The following is a 19967-nucleotide window of genomic DNA, read 5'->3' as shown; positions in this document are numbered from 1 at the left end:
TTTAACGTAAAGTTTGTATGCTGTAGTTACCTGATGGTACTTCAATGGTTATGATGCCGTCTTCATTTTCTATGACTTGACCATATTTAAAGTCTTTTAAAGACGCTCCATTTACAATAACCCTTTGTACATTATCTGAAATAATCGACAACAAGGCTGTCGTATTCGGCGGAACGGTTGCATCGTGATAAAAGGTATCACCCTCAATCTTCCAGGTGGATTTAATTTCGCCATAGGGAGAGTCATAAGTGGCTTCCGCAGAAGTCAATCCCCCACCGGGTATAGGGGCTATCCGTATTTTTTTATATCCAGGTTCAAGTGGTTTAATTCCAGCAATACGCTCATACATCCATTCACCAACAGCACCATAGGCGTAATGGTTTAGACTATTCATTGATTCTGGATTATAGCCTTCTAACCGGCTGTAGCTATTCCATCTTTCCCACATAGTAGTAGCACCTTGATTTATAGAATAAAACCATGAAGGATAAGTTTCCTTTAATAAGATTTGGTACATCAAGTCCGTTTCACCCATAGCATCCAAAACTCTTGGCAAAAGAGGTGTACCCAAAAATCCTGTTCTCAAATGATTGTCAGCTTCTTCAATCTTATGCAACAAATGTTGCTCAGCTTTTTTGGTAATAGTATCCGATAACAAATCAAAATGTAGGGCCAATAAATATGCTGTTTGAGTAGCCTTGCCATTTTTAATTTTCCCTTCGTTATCAAAAAACTCACTTTCAAAAGCGTTAGCCACAGTTTGATAAAGTTTTTGATATTCTTCTTTTTCTTCTTTCAAACCCAACACTTCTGCTGCCTTTGATGTAAGATGAGCGGCATGGGCAAAAAACGCGGTGCCTATCAACTTTTTTGATGTATCACCTCGTTTATTGCTCTCCTTAGCTTGAAAGGGCTGTAACCAATCACCAAAAGAATTCATCTGAGAAATGTAATTCTCTGAAATGGATTGATGATGTGAAACCCATTTCTTCATCATTTCATAATTTTCTTTTAGAACAGTAGTATCTGCTGTTCGGGTGTAGATATCCCATGGTATTATTACTGCTGCATCTCCCCAACCAGAGCTAACCTTATTATTTTCTAATACATCTGGGGCGACGAAAGGAATTCCTCCATCTACATATTGAGACTCTCTTAGTGTTTGCAACCAACTTGCCCAAAATGCGTGAACATTGTTATTGAAAATGGATGTCGGAGAAATTACTTGTGCATCCCCTGTCCAACCCAATCTTTCATCACGTTGGGGACAGTCAGTAGGAATATCAAAAAAGTTTCCCCTTAAACCCCAATTGATATTACTCTGAAGTTGATTTAGTTTATCATGTGAAGAAGAAAAGTACCCAGTTTTATCAAAGTCGGAGTACTGAACTAAACCCGTAACCCATTCTTTTTTAGGGGTTTTTGAGGTATCAAAACCGCTAAGTTCTGCATATTGAAAGCCGTGAAAGGTAAAGGTGGGATGCCAATCTATCCTACCATCTTCAGCTGCTATATAATAATCGGTTGATTCTGCTGAACGGTAATTATCTGTATAAAAAGAACCGTCTGGATCTAACATTTCAGAAAAACGGACTTTTAAGGTATCTCCCTTTTTCATGGGAACCCGAAGTCTTGGCACACCTAACATATTCTGTTGTAGATTGAATATGACACCACTACCATCTTTCGGTGTGATGATTTCTTTGGTATCCAAAGTTGTTTTTTGCCTAACGGAATGATGCCTTTTTGGTCGTATGGCTATAGCATTCTCCAACGGAGCGACCTCAACCTTGCTCCATTCTTTCGCCTCAAAATCTGAAGTGGCCCACCCATGCATTTGAAAATTGGCATCATAAATCTCCCCATCGTATATCTCTGCAAAACGAATAGGACCTCTGGTTGTACCTTGCCAACTGTTGTCTGAAACAATGTTTTTTTTGGTTCCATCTTTATAAAGCAATTCCAGTTGGCTCAACACTTTTGGGGAACCGTTTTGCCCCCAAATCATTTTATTCCATAATAGGCGTCCAAAATGCCACCCTGAAGCCAATTGAAACCCGATAGCATTATCCCCTTCTTTCAGCAAATCGGTTACATCATAGGTGAGCGATTCTATGCGTTTTTGATAGGGTGTCCACCCTGGCGACATTACATCCTCACTGATAGCCTTACCGTTGATAAATCCTTTAAAAACCCCTTTAGCTGTCACATACAATTTTGCAGATACAAGTTGCTTGTTGACCTCAAATTCTTTTCTTAGGTATTGCGGTGTATGAATTATGATATTACTTTTTCCCTTGATACTATCCTTTCTGGTATTCAACCCAATCCATTTTGCTTGCCAGTCTTCATTTTGTAATAATCCTAGCTCCATCTGGGCAATCTCGCTCCATGTTGAGGGTTGGTCTTCTGCATTCCAAAATCGTACTTTCCAATACATCTTATCACGTGATAACAAAGGTTTTCCTTCATAAGAAATATATAAAGATTGACCTGAACTGACTTTGCCCGTATCCCACAAATCTGGGTCTTCTGATAAGAGTTCTGGCGAAGAGGCCACAACTAAATGATATGCCGTTTGTTTTTGTATTTCTTGTGGTAATTTCCACGAAAAGGAAGGCGTAGCGTCATAAAAACCTATAGGGTTCACAAAACCTTCATTTAAGGTAAGGTCTTGAGCGGGTTTCAACGTAGGTTCGGTCCGGCAACTCAAAAGGAAACAACCCAATAAACTAATCGTAAAGATGGTTCTAATATTATGAAACAGTTTCATCGTTATTACATTCTAGAAAGCCACTAGCACACTATTTGTTAAGCTAAAACGCATTAAACAATTGCTACAGCATTAAACCAAATATATCTAACTCTTAATTGGAAAGTGTCCTGCTGTGTTTGGTTTGAATTATAGTTTTAAAAACACAAATTTCAGGCTAAATATTTAAGTGTTATTGGTCATTGTGCAAGCTATAGAATAAGTGCCCGAATGGCTAATAGCATAGCCTAATTAATTGGTCTGAATACGAACAAATATCGAACAAACTTCATAAGGCATAAATATAATATATTTAAAATAAATACTTTACGTTATATATTATGATGTTAAAAACGTATATCATACCATGCAAGAGTAATAGAAAGGTATACATGTAAGCTTACTAAAAAAGACCGCAATAGCGGTCTTTTTTGGTTTCAAATAGTAGTCACATCTCCATTAAAACTATTTTCTGAGACTTTTCCCGTAACGCCATCATAGTACTCAAAAATGAGTTTAAAATCAGCTATAATGTCTGAGGTTGGATAAAAAGGATCCCTAATCCTAACAGCTTTGTTCCTAAAATCAAAAGCGACCATAACAATAGGAACACCTGCCTTTTTTGCAATGTGATAAAAGCCTGTTTTTAAACTTGTAACTTTTTTACGAGTACCTTCTGGGGCTAGCGCTAGCCTAAATTCATCCTTTTCATCAAAAAGAGCAACAATGGCATCTACCGTATTATTGTTTTTATTACGGTCTACTGGTGTACCTCCTGTCCACCTAAAAAACCAACCAAAAGGCGGCTTAAAAAGTGCTTTCTTGGCAATATAATGCATATCTAACCCCACAATCTTACGTACAAAAACGCCCAACGGAAAATCTAACCAATGGGTATGTGGTATTACTATAATAACGTACTTTTTAAGCTTAGAAAAGTTGCCTTCTAGTTTCCACCCCAGTAAACGGAATAAAATAAATTTAGATAGGCTCCTTAGCATCAAATCTTTTTATAAATAGCGATTAGCTTTTCTTTAGAAATTTTAGAAGTCCAATCTGCACCAAGTGCATTTTCCCATAGTGGTGCCATAGACAAAGAGATGGTTGCCATAGTATCTAATTGTTCTGCAGTACAATTGGCACAAACACCTTTTGGTAACGTAATCTGATGTTTTTGCATCATTTGGTTAAATAATGCCACACCTTCTGGATAATATTCTTCTAAAAATTGAAAAACCAGACAATTCCCTATCCCGTGTTTTGTGCCCAACACATAAGAAAGGCCATAACTCATGGCGTGTGCTACACCAACTTGCGAGTATGCTATACTCATACCTCCGTGCCACGAAGCCATCATCAATTTTTCTTCGGCTTCTTTTTGGTCTATGTCACCTAAAAATACTTCTTTACAAAGGTCATATGCCTTTTCCCCATAACTCTGACTAAAAGCATTTAAATAAGTACCTTCTAACGACTCTACACAATGTATAAAACAATCCATTCCCGTATAAAACCACTGGTCTTTAGGCACTGTAGCCAAAAAATCTGGGTCTAACACTACCTGGTCATAGGTCGTATAATCTGAGTTTAAGCCTAGTTTTTTCTCAGGCCCCATAAGTACCGCTGTTCTAGAAACTTCTGCTCCTGTACCACTTATGGTTGGGATACCCACGTGGTAAAGTCCTTGCTTTTGAATTAAATCCCATCCCTGATATAAAGAAGATGAACCTGCATTAGTCATTAATAATGCTACTGCCTTGGCTAAATCTAAAAGTGTACCCCCACCTATCCCAACAATACCAGAAGGTTCTTCTGTGTAATCTGATTTTAATTTTTGAACTAATGCATCTACTTGTGCTGTTTTAGGTTCTTCTTCTGCAGAAACATATATTACTTGGTCGTTAAACAACAAAGGCAATCTGTTTTCCAAATCTGACCCCTCAAAAAAAGCATCGACTAGAAAGATAAATGGAGCATCAGAATTTCTACGTTTTGGCAGTAAAATACTACCCAAGCTGCTAAAACTTCCCCTGCCAAATACCACTCTAGGGACCATGGGAAAATTCTTATGTTGATTTAAGTGTTCCAGTGTTTTTATATTTAGTTGTGCGTTGTTTTCTTTTGTCATTAATCCAGATACTTCAATAAATCCTTTATAGAATTCAACTTTAGATAATCATTTTCTTGTTCTTCCTTCTCAGACACAGTCTCGTGTACCCAAGTGGTATGAAATGGAATATGGATGGCTTGTGCACCAATATTTAATAAGGGTATAACATCTGACTTAAGGGAATTCCCTACCATCAAAAATTCATTTACATCAATTTCTAAATGCTCTAGTAAGTTTTTATAATTGCTTTCTTTTTTATCACTTAGCACCTCTACATGGTGAAAGTACTTAGACAATCCAGACTTTTCTAATTTACGCTCTTGGTCTAACAAATCTCCTTTAGTAAGCACAATTAAACGGTAGCCTTTTTGTTCTAATCTCTGCAACACTTCTTCTACCCCATCTAACAATTCTACCGGCTGCCTTAGCATGGTTTTACCTAGGTCTAAAATTTTAGAAAGTGTTTCTTGTGGCAGTTTATTATTAGATAAGTCTAAAGCTGATTCTATCATAGAAAGCACAAACCCTTTTATACCATAACCGTATAATTCTAGGTTCTTAATTTCCATTTTAAAAAGCTCTTGGTCTATTTTGTTTTTGGTTTCATAACCTTCTAACAATGATGCAAAATGTTCTTCTGTTTCTCTAAAATATGTTTCATTTATCCACAGGGTATCATCTGCATCAAAACCAATAACTTTTATTTTACTGTAGTCTACTTCCATTCTCTCCTAGCTCTTTCTAAATCTTCTGGAGTATCTATTTCTACACCAGAGACCGTAGTTTCTACCATCTTAATTTTTTTGCCGTATTCTAAAAATCGAATAGCTTCTATTTTTTCTGTTGCCTCTAAAGAAAGCATGGGTAAATTAGTAAAATCTGATAGAGCTCTTTTTCTAAAAGCATAGATGCCTTTGTGTTTGTAATAGGTTGCACCCACTTCTTTATCTCTAGGATAAGGAATAGGCGACCTTGAAAAATATAAGGCAAAATCTTCTTGATCAACTATAACTTTTACAGTATTTGGGTTTTCTATTTCTTCCCAATCTGTAATAGGAGTCATTAAAGATGCTAAATCAATAACCTTTTCCGGGTCCTTTTTAAATACTTGTATTACCTTTTCTAAACTAGCTGCATCTATAAAGGGTTCATCTCCTTGGACATTAACCACAATATCTACATCTAAATTTAATACAGCTTCTGCTATTCTATCGCTACCACTTTCGTGCTCTTTTTTACTACGTATCACCTTACCGCCATTAGCTGCAATTAATTCTTCTATTTCTTGGCTATCTGTTACCACGTAAACAGCATCAAACAACTGAGTATTTACTGCAGCCTCATAGGTACGCAATATCACGGGTTTACCTGCTAAATCTTGCATTAATTTGGCAGGAAATCTAGAAGCCTTGTAACGGGCAGGAATCATGGAAATTACCTTCATAATAGGTAGTCTGTTATTTTTTTGGTTGTTATACTCTAGGTCTTAGCTTTCTGTAAATCCTAAAAATGATAACCAAAATTAAGATAACTAAAACAACTGCCAATAGAGGAGCAAAAATAGATGCGGTAGAAACCACCATAGCGGTTCCCGTTTCTACAGTAGATACCAATGGGTTTGCCAAACCACCAGTTGTTGCTGTTGAAGTTAATCTACCTGCTGCATTTGCGCCTTTGATAGCGGAGGCAGTACCACCACCTGCAATTATAGCCAGTGACCAAGTTATTACAGGGTCTAAATCTGCCATTGTAGATACCATTACCGCTGTACCAGCAATAGCAGCTAGCGGAATTGCAATACTATCTAACGCATTATCTACCCAAGGTATAAAATAAGCAAACACTTCAAAAACGGTTGCAGCACCCAAAGTAAGTACAGCAGCTAAACTACCAATCCATTGCCAAGAATCATTAAGTTCCCATATGTTAAAATAAGCAGCTAAGCTTAAAGCAAAAAGCGGAAGAAAGACCCTAAAACCTGCAGATGCCGCAAGGCCTACTCCTAAAAATATACTAATTATAGTTTCCGTAGTCATAGTTAATGGTTTGGACTAAAATAGCCTATTCATTCCCAAGAAAAAAATCCTTCTTAAAACCAATAAGATACAATTTATTTTTGGCCCTTGTAACAGCTGTATACAACCATCTTAGGTAGTCTTTATCTAAACCATTGGGCAAGTAGGGCTGTTCCACAAAAACGGTATCCCACTGCCCACCTTGTGATTTATGACAAGTGATAGCGTATGAAAATTTTACTTGCAAAGCATTAAAATACTTATTATTCTTAACCCCTAGAAAGCGTTTATATTTAGAGGTTTCGTGAGCGTAATCTTTATTGACTTCTTGGTACAAACGATTACCATCTTCATAACTTAAAGAGGGTGTTTCTGCTGTAATTGTATCTAAAAGTAGAACTGTTTCAAATGGTTTTTGATTAGGATAGTCTACCATTTGAACTTTAACTTCTGCAAATTTAAAACCATAAAGTTCTTTAATGGCAAATAATTCTAAGATTTCTATGATATCTCCATTGGCAATAAATCCAGCTTCTGTGGTAGGTTTTAGCCAATAATAATTATTCTTAACCACCATCATAAAATCCCCAACAGAAATCTCATTCTCTAAAAACAAGATACGTTGCCTAATGTTTTCATTATATAAATTCGCTCTTTTATTAGAGCGTACAATTATCGCCGTTTCTTCTTTACCATTGGTAGCGTAACTATTATCTATTGCTTCCTGTATCTCATGACCATCAATCAATCTTACAATATCTTTAAAACCTGATAAAGCAAATTTAAAATCATCAAAATAGTCGTTTTGCAACTGCTCCCTTAAATTAGTAGCATTGAATAAAATACCAGATTCTGAAGACTGCCGCATTACTTCATCCAACTCAATCTTGGTAACCTCTTTATTATAGTTTAGTCCCAAAGTATTTTCATTTAAAGCAGGACTCAAATCTAATTTCACGGGTGGTAATTGCGCTGTGTCTCCAATCAAAATAAGCTTACACCTAAATCCCGAATAAACATAATATATTAAATCGTCTAAAAGTGAACCATTTTCAAACAACTTAGAATCAGACGGGGCATCTGGTATCATAGAAGCTTCATCTACAATAAAAACAGTATTCCTGTGTTTATTTGGTGCTAATGTAAATTGAACACCACCTCCCTGTTGTTTTTTAGGAAAATAAATCTTTTTATGTATTGTAAAGGCCTGGGTATTAGAGTAATTGGTCATCACTTTTGCTGCCCTACCTGTTGGAGCCAACAAAACTGCAGTTTTCTTTACTTTCCATAAACTTTTTACAACACTACCAATTATGGTTGTTTTACCTGTCCCGGCATATCCCTTCAAAAGAAATAAACGCTCATTATTCTTAGATAAAATAAAGTCTGCTAATTGCTGTAACGTTAAGGCTTGCAACGAAGTAGGCTCGTGAGGAAACTTTTCTTTTAAAAATTTTAGAAAAACCTGCGGTGTTATGCTATCCATAGATGTCCAAAGATAGCTATCATTTTTAGGACAAAAACTTTCATCATTCAAAAAAAATTGTAGATTTGCTTCTAACCACTAAATGTAATTAATACTATATAAAATGAAGACCATCTTACAAATTGTTCTTTGGATTGTATGCGGGGTATTGGCTTATATGATTTACCAATCCATTAATGCACCGATTGAATTCAACAAAGTCCGTGAAGAACGTTTTTCTGCAGTAATTGCTAAACTTAAGGATATCAGAGATTCACAAGAAGCTCACAAAAAAGTAACTGGCACATATGCAAAAGACTTTAACAGCCTTGTACAGTTTATAGACACCGCAAGTTTTACCATTACCCAGCAAAGAGATTCTTCTTTTATGCGTTATGACAAAACTTATCAAATTGACTTACAGGTAGACACCGTAGTAATTGATACTTTAGGTTTTGAAAAAGTAAAAGAAAAATTATTCGGCACAGACGACCGTTATAAAACTATGATGAACGTGCCTTACGCTGAGGGAGATGTTAAGTTTGACATGAAAGCAGGGCAAGTGGATAAAAGTGGTTATAAAGCTCCAGTTTTTGAAGCTAAGATTAAAAAGGATGCTTTATTATACGATCAGCCTAAAGATTTAGTTGCTAGAGAAAACGCTCACGTAAGTGTAGAAGAAGTTAATGGAACTGAAATTAAAGTTGGTTCTTTAACAGAAGTTAGCACCAACGGTAACTGGCCTCCTATCTATGATAGAAAGACAGAAAATTAATGGGGTGAACAATCCTAACACAACTTTTAAAAAATTGTCCATTCAGGTAAGCTTGAATGGACTTTCTTTTTGTATTCAAGACACCGTTTCTTTACAATTAGAAGAAATGGAACAAAAGTTCTTTAAAACAGAACTTACTCCCTACTTAGTACTTAAAGAACTTAAAGCTCTTGTAGAGCACCATAAGTTAGCAGAGCGAGAATTTACAGAAGTGCTAGTGCTGCATAGAAATAATTTGTACAGCTTAGTCCCCGTAGCTTTGTTTGATAAAAATGAACTTGCCAATTATTTAAAGTTCAATACTAAGATTTTAGCTACAGACCAGATTGTACACGACCAGATTCCTAACACAGAAATGGTATGTGTTTATGTGCCATTTACTAACATCAATAACTATCTTTTTACTCTCTTTGGAGAATTTGAGTATAAACATGCTAGCGTTTCGCTTTTACAGACTTTATTACAAAATAGTAGTGCAACTACCACTTGTTATGTTCATGTAACACCAACTCAACTAGAAATGGCAGTTCTAGAGCAAAAAAATTTAATACTTTATAATCAATTTACCTATCAAGTAAAAGAGGATTTCTTGTACTATATCCTATTTACTTATGAGCAATTAGGACTAAATGTAGCGTCTACACCTTTAAAATTATTCGGTGCCATAACCACAGAAGATAACAACTACAAACTTTGTTATGAATACATTAAGGACGTTACTGTATTTAGACCAGAAGAAGGCACCTACAATATAGCTGAAGCAAAAGCCCATCTGTTAGATTATTCGCTTTTAAGCACATTATAATTATGAGAATTATCTCTGGATCCCATAAAGGCAGGCGCATTACTGCCCCAAAAAAATTACCTGTAAGGCCTACTACAGATATGGCTAAAGAGGGGATTTTTAATATTTTGAAAAACCGATATTATTTAGAAGATTTACGTGTGCTTGACTTATTCTCAGGTACAGGTAATATAAGTTTTGAGATGGCTTCTAGAGGTGTGCAAGGTATTACCGCTGTAGACCAGCATGCAGGTTGCACCAAATTTATTCATAATACCGCCCAAGAATTTGATTTTGATATAAGTGTTATCAAAAGCGATGTATTCAAATTTTTAGAACGGACCAAAACACAATACGATTTAATTTTTGCTGACCCTCCTTACGACATGCCTTTGGAAAAGTTTGAGCAAATACCCGCTTTAATTTTTGAAAATAACCTATTAGCTCCAGAAGGTTTACTAATTGTAGAACATAGCCCACAAACCAACTTAGAAAACCTTCCCTTTTTTCAAGAAAACAGAAAGTACGGTAGCAATGTCTTTAGCTTTTTTGAAGCTATTACCTAAGGAAAATAGCATTGTTTACTACCCGTTTCTAGATAGGACATTGCTTTTTCTGCATCTACTGTAACTACAAATATTTAATCAAGGGAATACCCCGCTATAACATTGCAAATTAGAGGGTTCCTAGGTAGTTCAATAGAAAAAACTGCTGTTAAATCCACAGCATCCTAAAAAGAATGTAGGGTAAGAGTTATCCAAGATGCAATAAAACTATAAGGCAAACTTGATTCATCTGCTTTCGTTTTTTCTATGATTATAGTAGCTTCTGCCTCCTTAAATTCGCACACAGTACTACTACTTCTTCTATCAATTCCTTTTAAGATTGCAATTGTCGAAAAAACGTATTCTCTTGGGTTTAATTCTGGTTACAATCCCTTCAATAATTCCTTAATATTGACTTTACCGGGTATGGGAGTATACCCATTAATTAGAATTTAATTTACACCTAAAAAATTCTAGAAAAACGAATAATATAATCGAAATATAGCCTATTAAATTACCCTTATTTAGTAGTGCAAAGAACCCTTAGGTATAATAAAAAGCAGGCCATAAGCCGGATTCTGTACCCAAAAATGGGGCCTTATCATTTATCTAGGCACAAAGTTACCTTTGTGCTCTAACCGCCTACCCTCCAGCTTGGACGTGCCGCCCTTTTCTGTTGCCAGAACACTGGTATACATGACGTTGCACCACATAGAGTTTACCGGATTTCACTACAGCCTAACTGTACTTGCTTTCTGTTGCACTGGTCCTCACCTTTCGGCGGACGGGCGTTACCCGCTATGTTGCACTATGGTGTCCGGACTTTCCTCTCCTGCGCAAAAACGCAGCAGCGATAAGGTGGCCTGCAAGCCGCAAATATACTTTAATTGTTAATAAATATTAGGTAACCTAAAAGCAAATACAATAAGTAACACAGAGGCTATTTTTATATTTGTAATCGGCTTAAATTTTACGCGTGGAACCATTTATAGTATCAGCAAGAAAATACAGACCAAAAACCTTTAAGGATGTTGTTGGGCAACAAGCTATTACCAACACCTTAGAAAATGCCATTGCCAACAACCATTTGGCACAGGCATTACTTTTTTGTGGTCCTAGAGGAGTGGGTAAAACCACCTGTGCTCGTATCCTAGCCAAAAAAATAAATGAAGACGGTACAGAGCGTGAAGATGAAGATTTTGCCTTTAATATATTTGAGTTAGATGCGGCATCTAACAACTCCGTAGATGATATTAGAAACTTAATAGATCAAGTTCGGATACCACCACAGGTAGGGAAATATAAAGTTTATATTATTGATGAGGTACACATGTTGTCTCAATCTGCTTTTAATGCTTTTTTAAAAACTTTAGAGGAGCCTCCAAAACACGCTATTTTTATTTTAGCAACTACGGAAAAACACAAGATAATCCCAACCATATTATCTCGATGTCAAATATTTGATTTTAAAAGAATTACTATAAAGGATGCTGCAGATTATCTTAAGTACATTGCCGAAGAACAAGGTATTGCTGCAGAAGATGATGCATTGCATATTATTGCTCAAAAAGCAGATGGCGCTATGCGAGATGCACTTTCTATTTTTGATAGAGTAGTTAGTTTTTCTGGCAAAGAACTTACACGTAAAGCGGTAACTGAAAACCTTAACGTCTTAGATTACGATACCTTTTTTAAGACAACAGACTTGATGCTAGCTAATGCTATTCCAGATTTGTTATTACTGTTTAACCAAACCCTTTCATTAGGTTTTGATGGTCATCATTTTATTGCCGGCTTGGCTTCACATTTTAGAGATTTGCTGGTATGTCAACATCCTCAAACACATTCGCTCTTAGAAGTTGGGGAAGATGCCAAAACCAAGTATTTGGAGCAGGCCAAGAAAATAAATCGAGATGTACTACTTAAAGGGTTAGATTTAGCCAATGACTGTGATTTAAAATATAAAGGCAGTAAAAATCAACGTTTGCTGGTAGAATTAACCCTAATGAAATTAGCTTCGCTAAGTTTTGAGGGCGAAAAAAAAAAGCCTGATTTTATAATTCCGGCCACACATTTTAGAGGACAACCTTTTGTAAAGGCACCTAAATCGTACTCCATTACAGACGAAACGGTAGTTAATACTACAGCAACATCAACCAGTAGTGCAGCAGCAGTGCCCAGTTCTAAGACAAATGTAAACCAATCTATAGCTACCAGTAAAGTTGAAAAGACTCCGCAAGAACCAATAAAACCCATCAACCTAAAAAATAGAGTAAAAAGAGTTTCTGGCTTATCCCTATCTAGTATTAAGGCAAAAAAAGAACACCTAGAGTCTAAAAAAGGGGAAGAAATAGACGAGAAAGACTTACCGCAAAAGCCTTTTACAGAAGAGGCTATGTTAGCTCACTGGAATTTCTTTGTGAATAAGTTAGAAAACGAAGGAAAAAAAATATTATCAAGTAATTTGCAAGCAGACACGCCTAGACTAAGAGGTACACATACGCTATGGATGGAACTCCCTAATAGCACCATGAAAAAAGAAGTGGAAAGAGAACAGGGACCGCTTATACGTTATCTAAGAGAGAAGTTACAAAACTATTCTATTGAATTGAAAATAGATGTAAACGAAGCATCAGCTAAAAAATATGCCTTTACACCTCAGGAAAAATTCGAAAAATTAAGAGAGAAAAATCCAGCAATAGATATCTTAAGAAAAGAGTTCGATTTGGATTTTTAGCGCTTATTAAAAAAAGTAGCTATACCGTAAATAAAGAGAACAATTGCTGCGATTAAGGAACCTAAAGATTCTCTCCCTTTTTCTATATTTTCGGTTTTCATTCCTTGGTCTAACTGTACACCTTCAAATGCCTCTGGCCAGTACATATAACACAGCACAAGGAAAAAACCTCCTAAAAAAAAGTAAGTAAAAGCCTTTAATTGTTTCAACAGAAATAAAATAGAAGCCAAGGCAGCCATACCATAATATCCAATCCATTTAAATGCATCCGGGTCGTTAAATTGTACTACCATAGCATATCCAAATAAGATGGTAAATAAGCCTGCAAAAATTTTTAAAAATAATCTCATAATCAATGCGTTACAATTTGTTTTAATTGGCTGTATACTTGGGTACTAGAAATAACCGTTTCTTTAAAAGCATTTTTACTCATAAAAATTGGCCAGTCGTCACGGTCTTCTGGTACTCTACCGTGAGAGCCTTTAATCAATTCTGCTTTTAATGGAATTACGTCCATAACTGTTCTAAAACCGAGTTTCTTTTTAAGTAGTTTACCAACAATTTTGGGCACCACAAATGGGTCTTTTGGGTCGGTTAACATTTCCACAGGATCGTATCCCGGTTTTTTATGAATGTCTACCATTCTGGCATAATCAGGTGCCTTAGCGTCGTCTTCCCAAAAATAATAGGTAAACCAACTTTTGGAATCGGCTACTAGAACAATATCACCGGCACGCTCATGGGCCATACCTAAAGTTTCTTTCTCTTTTCCCAACAAAACTTGTTCTATCCCATCTATTTTTTTTAAATAGTCGGCTACAACTTCTAATTGTTCCTTATTTTTTATGTAGACATGCGCAATTTGATGGTCCGCTACTGCAAATACCTCACTAGCTCCAGCGTCTAATAACTCTAAACCGCGCTCTACCCGGATGCCCAACCATCCTTTTTTTCTTAAATATCTATTAATGTGAACAGGATTATTCACGTTTGTTATACCGTATTCTGATAAAATAACAACAGACGCTTGCTGAGCCTCGTAATAGGATACTAATTGCTTTACAACCGTGTCTATCTCTGATAAGTCTTTACCTATTTTTGAGAAATCTAATCCATACCGTTGAATGTTATAATCCAAATGCGGCAAGTAGACCAAAGTGAGTGTAGGATTGTGTAATTGGTCTGTTTTTATAGTAGCATCTGCTATCCATTGACTAGATTTTATAGATGTTTTAGGACCCCAGAAGTTAAATAATGGAAAGGTACCTAATTGATTTTGCAAGGTATCTCTTAACTCAGCAGGATGCGAATAAATATCTGGAATTTTTCTACCGTCTGCTAAATAATTCGGTCTGGGCGTAACACTAAAATCTACCGTAGAATACATGTTATACCACCAAAACATATTGGCGCAGGTAAAATTTGGATTGGTCTTTTTTAGCTCATCCCATAGTTTTGGCACCTGTACCAACTTATTACTTTGCCGCCAAAACTTTACCTCACACTCCTCTTTAAAATACCATCCATTCCCAACTATTCCATGATTAGTTGGGAGTTTTCCTGTTAGGTAATTACTCTGTGCTGTACAGGTTACCGCCGGGAACGCTGGCTGAATAAATTGCTGCTTAGATGCAGCCAAAAAAGTAGTAAGAAAGGGTGTATGCGCTCCAAGTAACCTTTTGGTAAGGCCAACTACATTAATAACTACAGTTTTATTCATTCCAAACGCGATTTCATCCAATTTAATTCTCTAACTATAGAATCTGCAATAGGGAGTTTTAAATCTTTAGGCAATACATCCCAAGTATAGGTCTCCACTTCTAAATGCCCACTTACTGGGTGTTCTTTGAGCACTTGCAACGTTTTTAAAATATGGTCTTGGGTAGATTGTAATACCCCATAATCTTCTAAAAAAATAGGTACATGAAAATGTGAACGCAATTCTGTAAAGGCTTTTTTTTCTTTTAGGACGATGGGCAAATCATTGTATGTTTTAACCTTTCCTTCTACCCTTTCCGTTACCTGATGTAAATATACTGGTTCGTTAAATTTGGCTAACTCCTCCCATATTTGATTCTCCTTGCCAGCCTGATGAACTACTTTCAGTGCCGCACTAATTTGTATTTTACCTATTTGTATTCCGGCTGTCTTTAATTGCCTTAAAGTATCTTCTGGCTCTTCAAAAGCTAAAGCAAAATGGCAAACATCATAACAAATTGTCAAATATCGTTTGAGTAATTGAATAGCTTTTTTTTCTGTAATGTTTAAATAAGAAAATGCGGCAATGCCTTGTGGAATTACATATGTTTTATACCAATGAAGCACATCTTTTGTGTTTTCTAAAAACCCGTCTGGTTCTGGCTCTACATCTAAATGCAAATATCTACCTGTGGTTTGTTCTATATTGTATAGCTCTAAAACCACTTTAAGCATATTTTCTGTTCCCTTAGCAAAGGCATCAACACGCTCTTTACCGCTGGAATACCAATGTTTATAACTAATAGGCGAAGTAGAAATACCCGCGTCTTGCCCCTCCGGAGCCAATACATGTAATTGATTAAAAAGCCTTAGCGTATAGGTAACTCTCTCATCTGTTGTCCAATCAGGAACGTGAACTTGATCCTTAACAGGTTCTCCATGAAAGTTACCGTAAGGAAATCCATTCATTGTAAAAACGTAACAATTTAAAGACGCTAAATACGACTTAAATCTGTTGAGATTATCTGCCTGATTTAATTCTAAGCTGGCTTTATTTGATAGCCGTAAGCCAAGCCCAAATGAGCTATCTGGAGCTACCTTTGTTTTTATTGTAGGTAAATTTTCCTTAAGACTTTTTAAAGTTTGTTGCCAATCGCCACCTGCATGAATGTTGGTGCAATACGTAAGGTGAAATGTATCTTTTATTAACATCCTTTTACGCCACTTTTTGATTTAAAACTCTAATAGCATCCTTCATCACCAAGTAATCTATAGTATGCACATCATGCTTCTTACCAATTTCTGAAATTAAGGTGATGGTTAATTCTCCGCCTAAATGCTCTCTAAATTCTTCAATCCCTTTAAGAAGTACACTAAGTTCTACTTCGGTTTGAACAGGAACTTTTAAATTAAAGCCTATTTGCTGCAAAACTGTTAGAATGGTTTCTAACGTTTGCAAATCTATAAGTTCAACCAAATACGCATAAGTTAAATCTAAAGCCATACCAATAGCCACGGCTTCTCCGTGTCTTAATTGATAATGTGTCATTTGTTCCAATTTATGAGCCGCCCAGTGTCCAAAATCTAATGGCCTAGAAGAGCCACTCTCAAATGGATCACCACCTAACGCAATGTGTTGCATGTGTAATTCTGCACAACGGTGAATTACATAACTCATACTTTCCATTTCTCTAGCAGCTAAATTTTGTGCTTTATTCTTTATGTATTGAAAGAAGTCTGCATCTTTAATTAACGCCACTTTAACTGCCTCTGCAACGCCAGAAATCCAATCTCGTTGCTCTAAAGTTTCCAAAAACTGAAAATCATTGATAATGGCATAGGGTAGAGCAAACGTGCCTAAGAAATTTTTTTTTCCAAAGGCATTGATACTATTTTTCACGCCAACAGCAGCATCGTTCTGTGCTAATACTGTGGTTGGAACACGAATTAGCTTTACACCTCTATGTGCAATGGCGGCAGCGTATCCTACCATATCTATCACCGCCCCACCACCTATTGCAATAACAAAAGAATGCCTGCAAATAGCGTAATCATTAATTCCTTTTAACACCTGCTGAACAGCTGCATCATCTTTCTTACTCGCCTCTCCACCAGGTACAACTAATGTCTGCGTGTATTTAATAGCATCTCCAATTTGATTACAATACGTTTTAATTGCATTTATTAGATTGGGATGAAACTCTAATACTTTATCGTCTAAAACAAAAAAACACTTTACCTCACCTACAGGTTTATACTTCCTTATAATTGCTCTAAGCAGCGTATTATCCAAGGAAAACAATCCATTAGTAAACAGCAATTGATATTGATAGTTGACTGTAAAACTTTGCGTTATCGGCATTAACTCTTTCATGCATTCAATTTAAGTTACCGCAAATCTTTTTGCAAGGAATATAGATAAGGGAAGTAAAAGAAGTACTAAAAGTCCGAAAATTATATTTGTATACGCTACAGCAAAAGCAGCATCTAATATAATAATAGCAATTACCCCTGATTTTACTGCCTTCTTTATATTTTCTGGGCTATTGATTTTATACGCTTTTAACAAGGGTAAATAAACCATTATAGCAAATAGCATTACAAATATTAAATACCACCAACTGTATTTTGCAAATGTGTAGTGCAAGCCAACGATTGCAGAAATAACTAATGCATACAGCCCTGCCGCAATAACAATATTTGTTGTGTTATTTCCATGAACCTCTCCCCTACTAATCATCGTTATAGCAAAAATAAAGGCCACAGGAATCAGCGTATAAGGCCAGTGTTCTAAAGTATTTAAATATAAAATACCCATTAGTAAATTCAACCCTCTACACACACCCATAATTAATGGACCAATAAAGGGGTGGTGCTTAGCATACTTATCATAAGAGAGTATGGCTGTTGCTAATGCAATGGCAACAATGCCACATACAGATTGAGCTAAAAATGCCAAAATAACACCTAGACTTAAAAGACTATACCCTAAGATTTGTGCTTGCTTAAGACTCACACTACCTCTAGGTATTGGTCTTTCTGGACGCTCCACAGCATCCAAATCTGCATCAAAAACATCATTAAGCGTTACTCCCCCTGCATACAAGAAAATTGACGACAAAACGAGCAATATTGGCCTCCAAGAATACAAAAATGGAAATTGCCACGGTCCAAGTTGGTAGAAAACACCAGAAATAGCAAGACCTGCTAAAATATCTGCAGCAGCAGTAGGTAAGTTAGCAGGTCTACAAAGTTGCAAATAGGCTTTTAGTTTTTGCGCCATTAGATTATTTTATTATTCCCCACTTTGGGTTCTTGGCCACGCAAAACGCTATTATCATTAAATAATTTACGTTGATCTATAGCTTCTGGATTTAACCAATGCTCATCTTTCATTTTTCCAGAACGCCCAAAGAAATCTAAGGCATTTTGATAACATGTTTTTACCACATCTTCTTTAGCCACTCCGTTTTGAAGCATTAAGTTGGCAGTTTTAGGCACTGCTAAAGGATCAGACACACCCCAATCCGCAGAGCTATCTACAATAATATTGGTACTGCCATACTTCTTGACTACCTCTACCATTCTTTGGTTACCCATTTTGGTCTTTGGGTAAATAGTGAAAGCTGCTATGAACCCCTTATCCAAAACATCCTTTACGGTTTCTTCATTGTTGTGATCTATAACTACCATCCCTGGGTCCAAACCATGTTCTAGACACACCTCCATACTTTTTAATGTTCCTGCTTTTTTGTCTCGGTGCGGTGTGTGCACTTGGACCATCATATTAAAGGTCTTGGCTAACTCTAATTGAGCTCTAAAAAAACGGTCCTCAGCTTCGGTTTGGTCATCATATCCAATTTCACCTATAGCAACTACATTTTCTTTATGTAAATAAAGCGGTAGCAATTCCATTACTTCTTCTGCCAAGGGCACGTTATTCGCCTCTTTAGAATTTAAACCAATAGTACAGTAGTGCTTTATACCAAATTGCGATGCTCTAAAGGGCTCCCACCCAACGAGACTACTAAAATAATCTTGAAAGGAGCCCACTTGTGTTCTAGGCTGTCCCAACCAGAAAGAAGGCTCAATTACGGCCACAACACCTGCCGCGGCCATAGCTTCGTAATCATCAGTAGTTCTAGCACTCATGTGCACATGTGGGTCAATTATCATTAATTTGTCTTCCATAGGACTATAAGTTTTGCCAAGTAAGAGTGCCATTCTTAGCCTCTTCTAGGTATTCTATATTTATTTGCAATAGCTGTTGTGCTGCCTTTTTCTTAGAATGATAACAAACTAATGTCGCTGCTCTACGCTCTTTTGCATCTTTACTCTTAAATAGTCGTTCGATATCATCTATAAGAGTTCCGTCTAAAAAATTGGATACAGGCCTCCAAAATGCGGGGTCAATTGTCCTAGACGCTGCCCATCTTTCGTGGGCATAATCTGAAATAATGCGTGCTAAATCTGCATTCGCCATTTCATCAACTCCGATAATTTTGGTCAAATCTTGTTGCATGAAGGCCGATTTTAAATACATCTGGTTATATTCCGCTGATGTAAAATATGCTGACGGGTATGGATTATTTTGAGAAATAGCGTTGAAAACCGTAGCTATATTGGTACGTAAAGCCTCTACAGCAACAAATTTGTAATTTTCTGGTTTAGGCAGTAATACTAAAAATTTTAAAAAGGTTTCTAATTCGGTGATATCTGCAACTTGGATTAATTTTTGTACTGCACCTTCCATCTTTGGTTCTGCCTCTAAAATAGACCTCAACAAAACAATTCTAGATAACTCTAAAAAATTTATTTCTTGAGAAGATAACCATGATGCTTTATCACCTGGGAAAATGTCATATTCTTTAACAGTTTCGGCATGTATTTTAGTAGCACATAAGCTGTAAGCTATGTAAAGTTTTTGCTTATTTTGAGTGGCTACTACTTCTGCGATAGCTGTTTGCAACCAGTTATATTCTTCTGTGGAAAGGCATTTTTTTAAAAGTGTAGTATATACTTCCGTGGTCAATTGGTAGCGTTTTTTGGTTTAATTCTGTTTGTCTTACAAATATAACGAGGGTCT

18 protein-coding genes, 1 other RNA gene and 1 pseudogene are annotated in these 19967 nt (G+C 36.3%); 4 read left to right on the top strand and 16 right to left on the bottom strand.

Annotation, left to right across the window (positions count from 1 at the left end; translation table 11 throughout):
• Position 1: 1 nt before the first annotated feature.
• The 7 genes from HCO57_RS00460 to HCO57_RS00430 form a co-directional block, all read right to left on the bottom strand.
• Positions 2-2773 (bottom strand): family 78 glycoside hydrolase catalytic domain, encoded by a 2772-nt coding sequence (locus HCO57_RS00460; RefSeq protein WP_167987356.1) that lies wholly within the window; start codon positions 2771-2773, stop codon positions 2-4.
• A 416-nt stretch (positions 2774-3189) separates the two neighbouring features.
• Positions 3190-3753, bottom strand: coding sequence for a 1-acyl-sn-glycerol-3-phosphate acyltransferase (locus HCO57_RS00455; protein WP_136950786.1), 564 nt, complete (start codon positions 3751-3753; stop codon positions 3190-3192).
• The gene (locus tag HCO57_RS00450; RefSeq protein ID WP_410492659.1) at positions 3753-4880 is read right to left on the bottom strand and encodes an iron-containing alcohol dehydrogenase family protein; all 1128 of its coding nucleotides are present in this window, start codon (positions 4878-4880) and stop codon (positions 3753-3755) included. The genes HCO57_RS00455 and HCO57_RS00450 overlap by 1 nt, the downstream gene beginning before the upstream one ends.
• The gene (locus HCO57_RS00445; RefSeq protein ID WP_167987354.1) at positions 4880-5587 is read right to left on the bottom strand and encodes an HAD family hydrolase; all 708 of its coding nucleotides are present in this window, start codon (positions 5585-5587) and stop codon (positions 4880-4882) included. Before HCO57_RS00445 ends, HCO57_RS00450 begins: the two co-directional genes overlap by 1 nt.
• Positions 5578-6306 carry a 3-deoxy-manno-octulosonate cytidylyltransferase gene (gene kdsB, locus HCO57_RS00440; RefSeq protein WP_136950788.1) on the bottom strand — a complete coding sequence of 243 codons (729 nt, stop codon included), beginning with the start codon at positions 6304-6306 and terminating at the stop codon, positions 5578-5580. The genes HCO57_RS00445 and kdsB overlap by 10 nt, the downstream gene beginning before the upstream one ends.
• A gap of 28 nt (positions 6307-6334) precedes the next feature.
• The gene (locus HCO57_RS00435) at positions 6335-6898 is read right to left on the bottom strand and encodes a DUF4126 domain-containing protein (protein ID WP_136950789.1); all 564 of its coding nucleotides are present in this window, start codon (positions 6896-6898) and stop codon (positions 6335-6337) included.
• A gap of 25 nt (positions 6899-6923) precedes the next feature.
• A complete protein-coding gene (locus HCO57_RS00430) occupies positions 6924-8363 on the bottom strand; it encodes an ATP-dependent RecD-like DNA helicase (RefSeq protein WP_167987352.1) in 1440 nt (479 codons plus the stop codon).
• Positions 8364-8466: 103 nt separating this feature from the next.
• Here HCO57_RS00430 and HCO57_RS00425 point away from each other — a divergent pair, with 103 nt between their 5' ends.
• The 3 genes from HCO57_RS00425 to HCO57_RS00415 are packed head-to-tail and all read left to right on the top strand — an operon-like array spanning position 8467 to position 10467.
• A complete protein-coding gene (locus HCO57_RS00425; RefSeq protein WP_136950791.1) occupies positions 8467-9117 on the top strand; it encodes a hypothetical protein in 651 nt (216 codons plus the stop codon).
• The gene (locus HCO57_RS00420; protein ID WP_167987350.1) at positions 9095-9922 is read left to right on the top strand and encodes a DUF3822 family protein; all 828 of its coding nucleotides are present in this window, start codon (positions 9095-9097) and stop codon (positions 9920-9922) included. The genes HCO57_RS00425 and HCO57_RS00420 overlap by 23 nt, the downstream gene beginning before the upstream one ends.
• 2 nt (positions 9923-9924) lie before the next feature.
• Positions 9925-10467, top strand: a complete 543-nt coding sequence (locus HCO57_RS00415; protein ID WP_167987348.1) for an RsmD family RNA methyltransferase — start codon at positions 9925-9927, stop codon at positions 10465-10467.
• A gap of 164 nt (positions 10468-10631) precedes the next feature.
• Here HCO57_RS00415 and HCO57_RS16800 read toward each other — a convergent pair.
• A pseudogene (locus tag HCO57_RS16800) lies at positions 10632-10817 on the bottom strand (ACT domain-containing protein); the annotation flags it as partial.
• A 181-nt stretch (positions 10818-10998) separates the two neighbouring features.
• Positions 10999-11316, bottom strand: an RNA gene (rnpB, locus tag HCO57_RS00405) — RNase P RNA component class A.
• A gap of 106 nt (positions 11317-11422) precedes the next feature.
• On the opposite strand from rnpB, the gene HCO57_RS00400 reads away from it, so the two are divergent.
• Positions 11423-13183, top strand: coding sequence for a DNA polymerase III subunit gamma/tau (locus HCO57_RS00400; RefSeq protein WP_136950794.1), 1761 nt, complete (start codon positions 11423-11425; stop codon positions 13181-13183).
• On the opposite strand, the gene HCO57_RS00395 is transcribed toward HCO57_RS00400, so the two are convergent.
• From HCO57_RS00395 to HCO57_RS00365, 7 genes are read right to left on the bottom strand one after another with little or no spacing between them, the layout of a single operon-like run.
• Entirely contained in the window at positions 13180-13533 is a 354-nt protein-coding gene (locus HCO57_RS00395; protein ID WP_167987346.1) for a transmembrane 220 family protein, read from the bottom strand. The two genes, HCO57_RS00400 and HCO57_RS00395, sit on opposite strands and share 4 nt — an antisense overlap.
• A gap of 2 nt (positions 13534-13535) precedes the next feature.
• Positions 13536-14903: an alkaline phosphatase family protein gene (locus tag HCO57_RS00390; protein WP_167987344.1), complete on the bottom strand. Its 1368-nt coding sequence runs from the start codon at positions 14901-14903 to the stop codon at positions 13536-13538.
• A complete protein-coding gene (eboE, locus tag HCO57_RS00385; protein WP_167987342.1) occupies positions 14900-16093 on the bottom strand; it encodes a metabolite traffic protein EboE in 1194 nt (397 codons plus the stop codon). Before eboE ends, HCO57_RS00390 begins: the two co-directional genes overlap by 4 nt.
• A 4-nt stretch (positions 16094-16097) precedes the next feature.
• Complete coding sequence (locus HCO57_RS00380; protein ID WP_167987341.1) at positions 16098-17255, bottom strand: 3-dehydroquinate synthase; 1158 nt, start codon at positions 17253-17255, stop codon at positions 16098-16100.
• Between the two features lie 9 nt (positions 17256-17264).
• Positions 17265-18164 (bottom strand): UbiA-like protein EboC, encoded by a 900-nt coding sequence (gene eboC / locus HCO57_RS00375; protein ID WP_167987339.1) that lies wholly within the window; start codon positions 18162-18164, stop codon positions 17265-17267.
• Positions 18164-19072 (bottom strand): TatD family hydrolase, encoded by a 909-nt coding sequence (locus tag HCO57_RS00370; protein ID WP_167987337.1) that lies wholly within the window; start codon positions 19070-19072, stop codon positions 18164-18166. The genes eboC and HCO57_RS00370 overlap by 1 nt, the downstream gene beginning before the upstream one ends.
• Before the next feature lie 4 nt (positions 19073-19076).
• Complete coding sequence (locus HCO57_RS00365) at positions 19077-19913, bottom strand: EboA domain-containing protein (RefSeq protein WP_136950801.1); 837 nt, start codon at positions 19911-19913, stop codon at positions 19077-19079.
• Between the last annotated feature and the right edge of the window lie 54 nt (positions 19914-19967).

The sequence above is a fragment of the Croceivirga sp. JEA036 genome, assembly GCF_011882165.1.
Lineage (GTDB): Bacteria > Bacteroidota > Bacteroidia > Flavobacteriales > Flavobacteriaceae > Croceivirga.
Note: the sequence above shows the minus strand (reverse complement) of the source record. Positions and strands in the feature narration are given on the sequence as shown.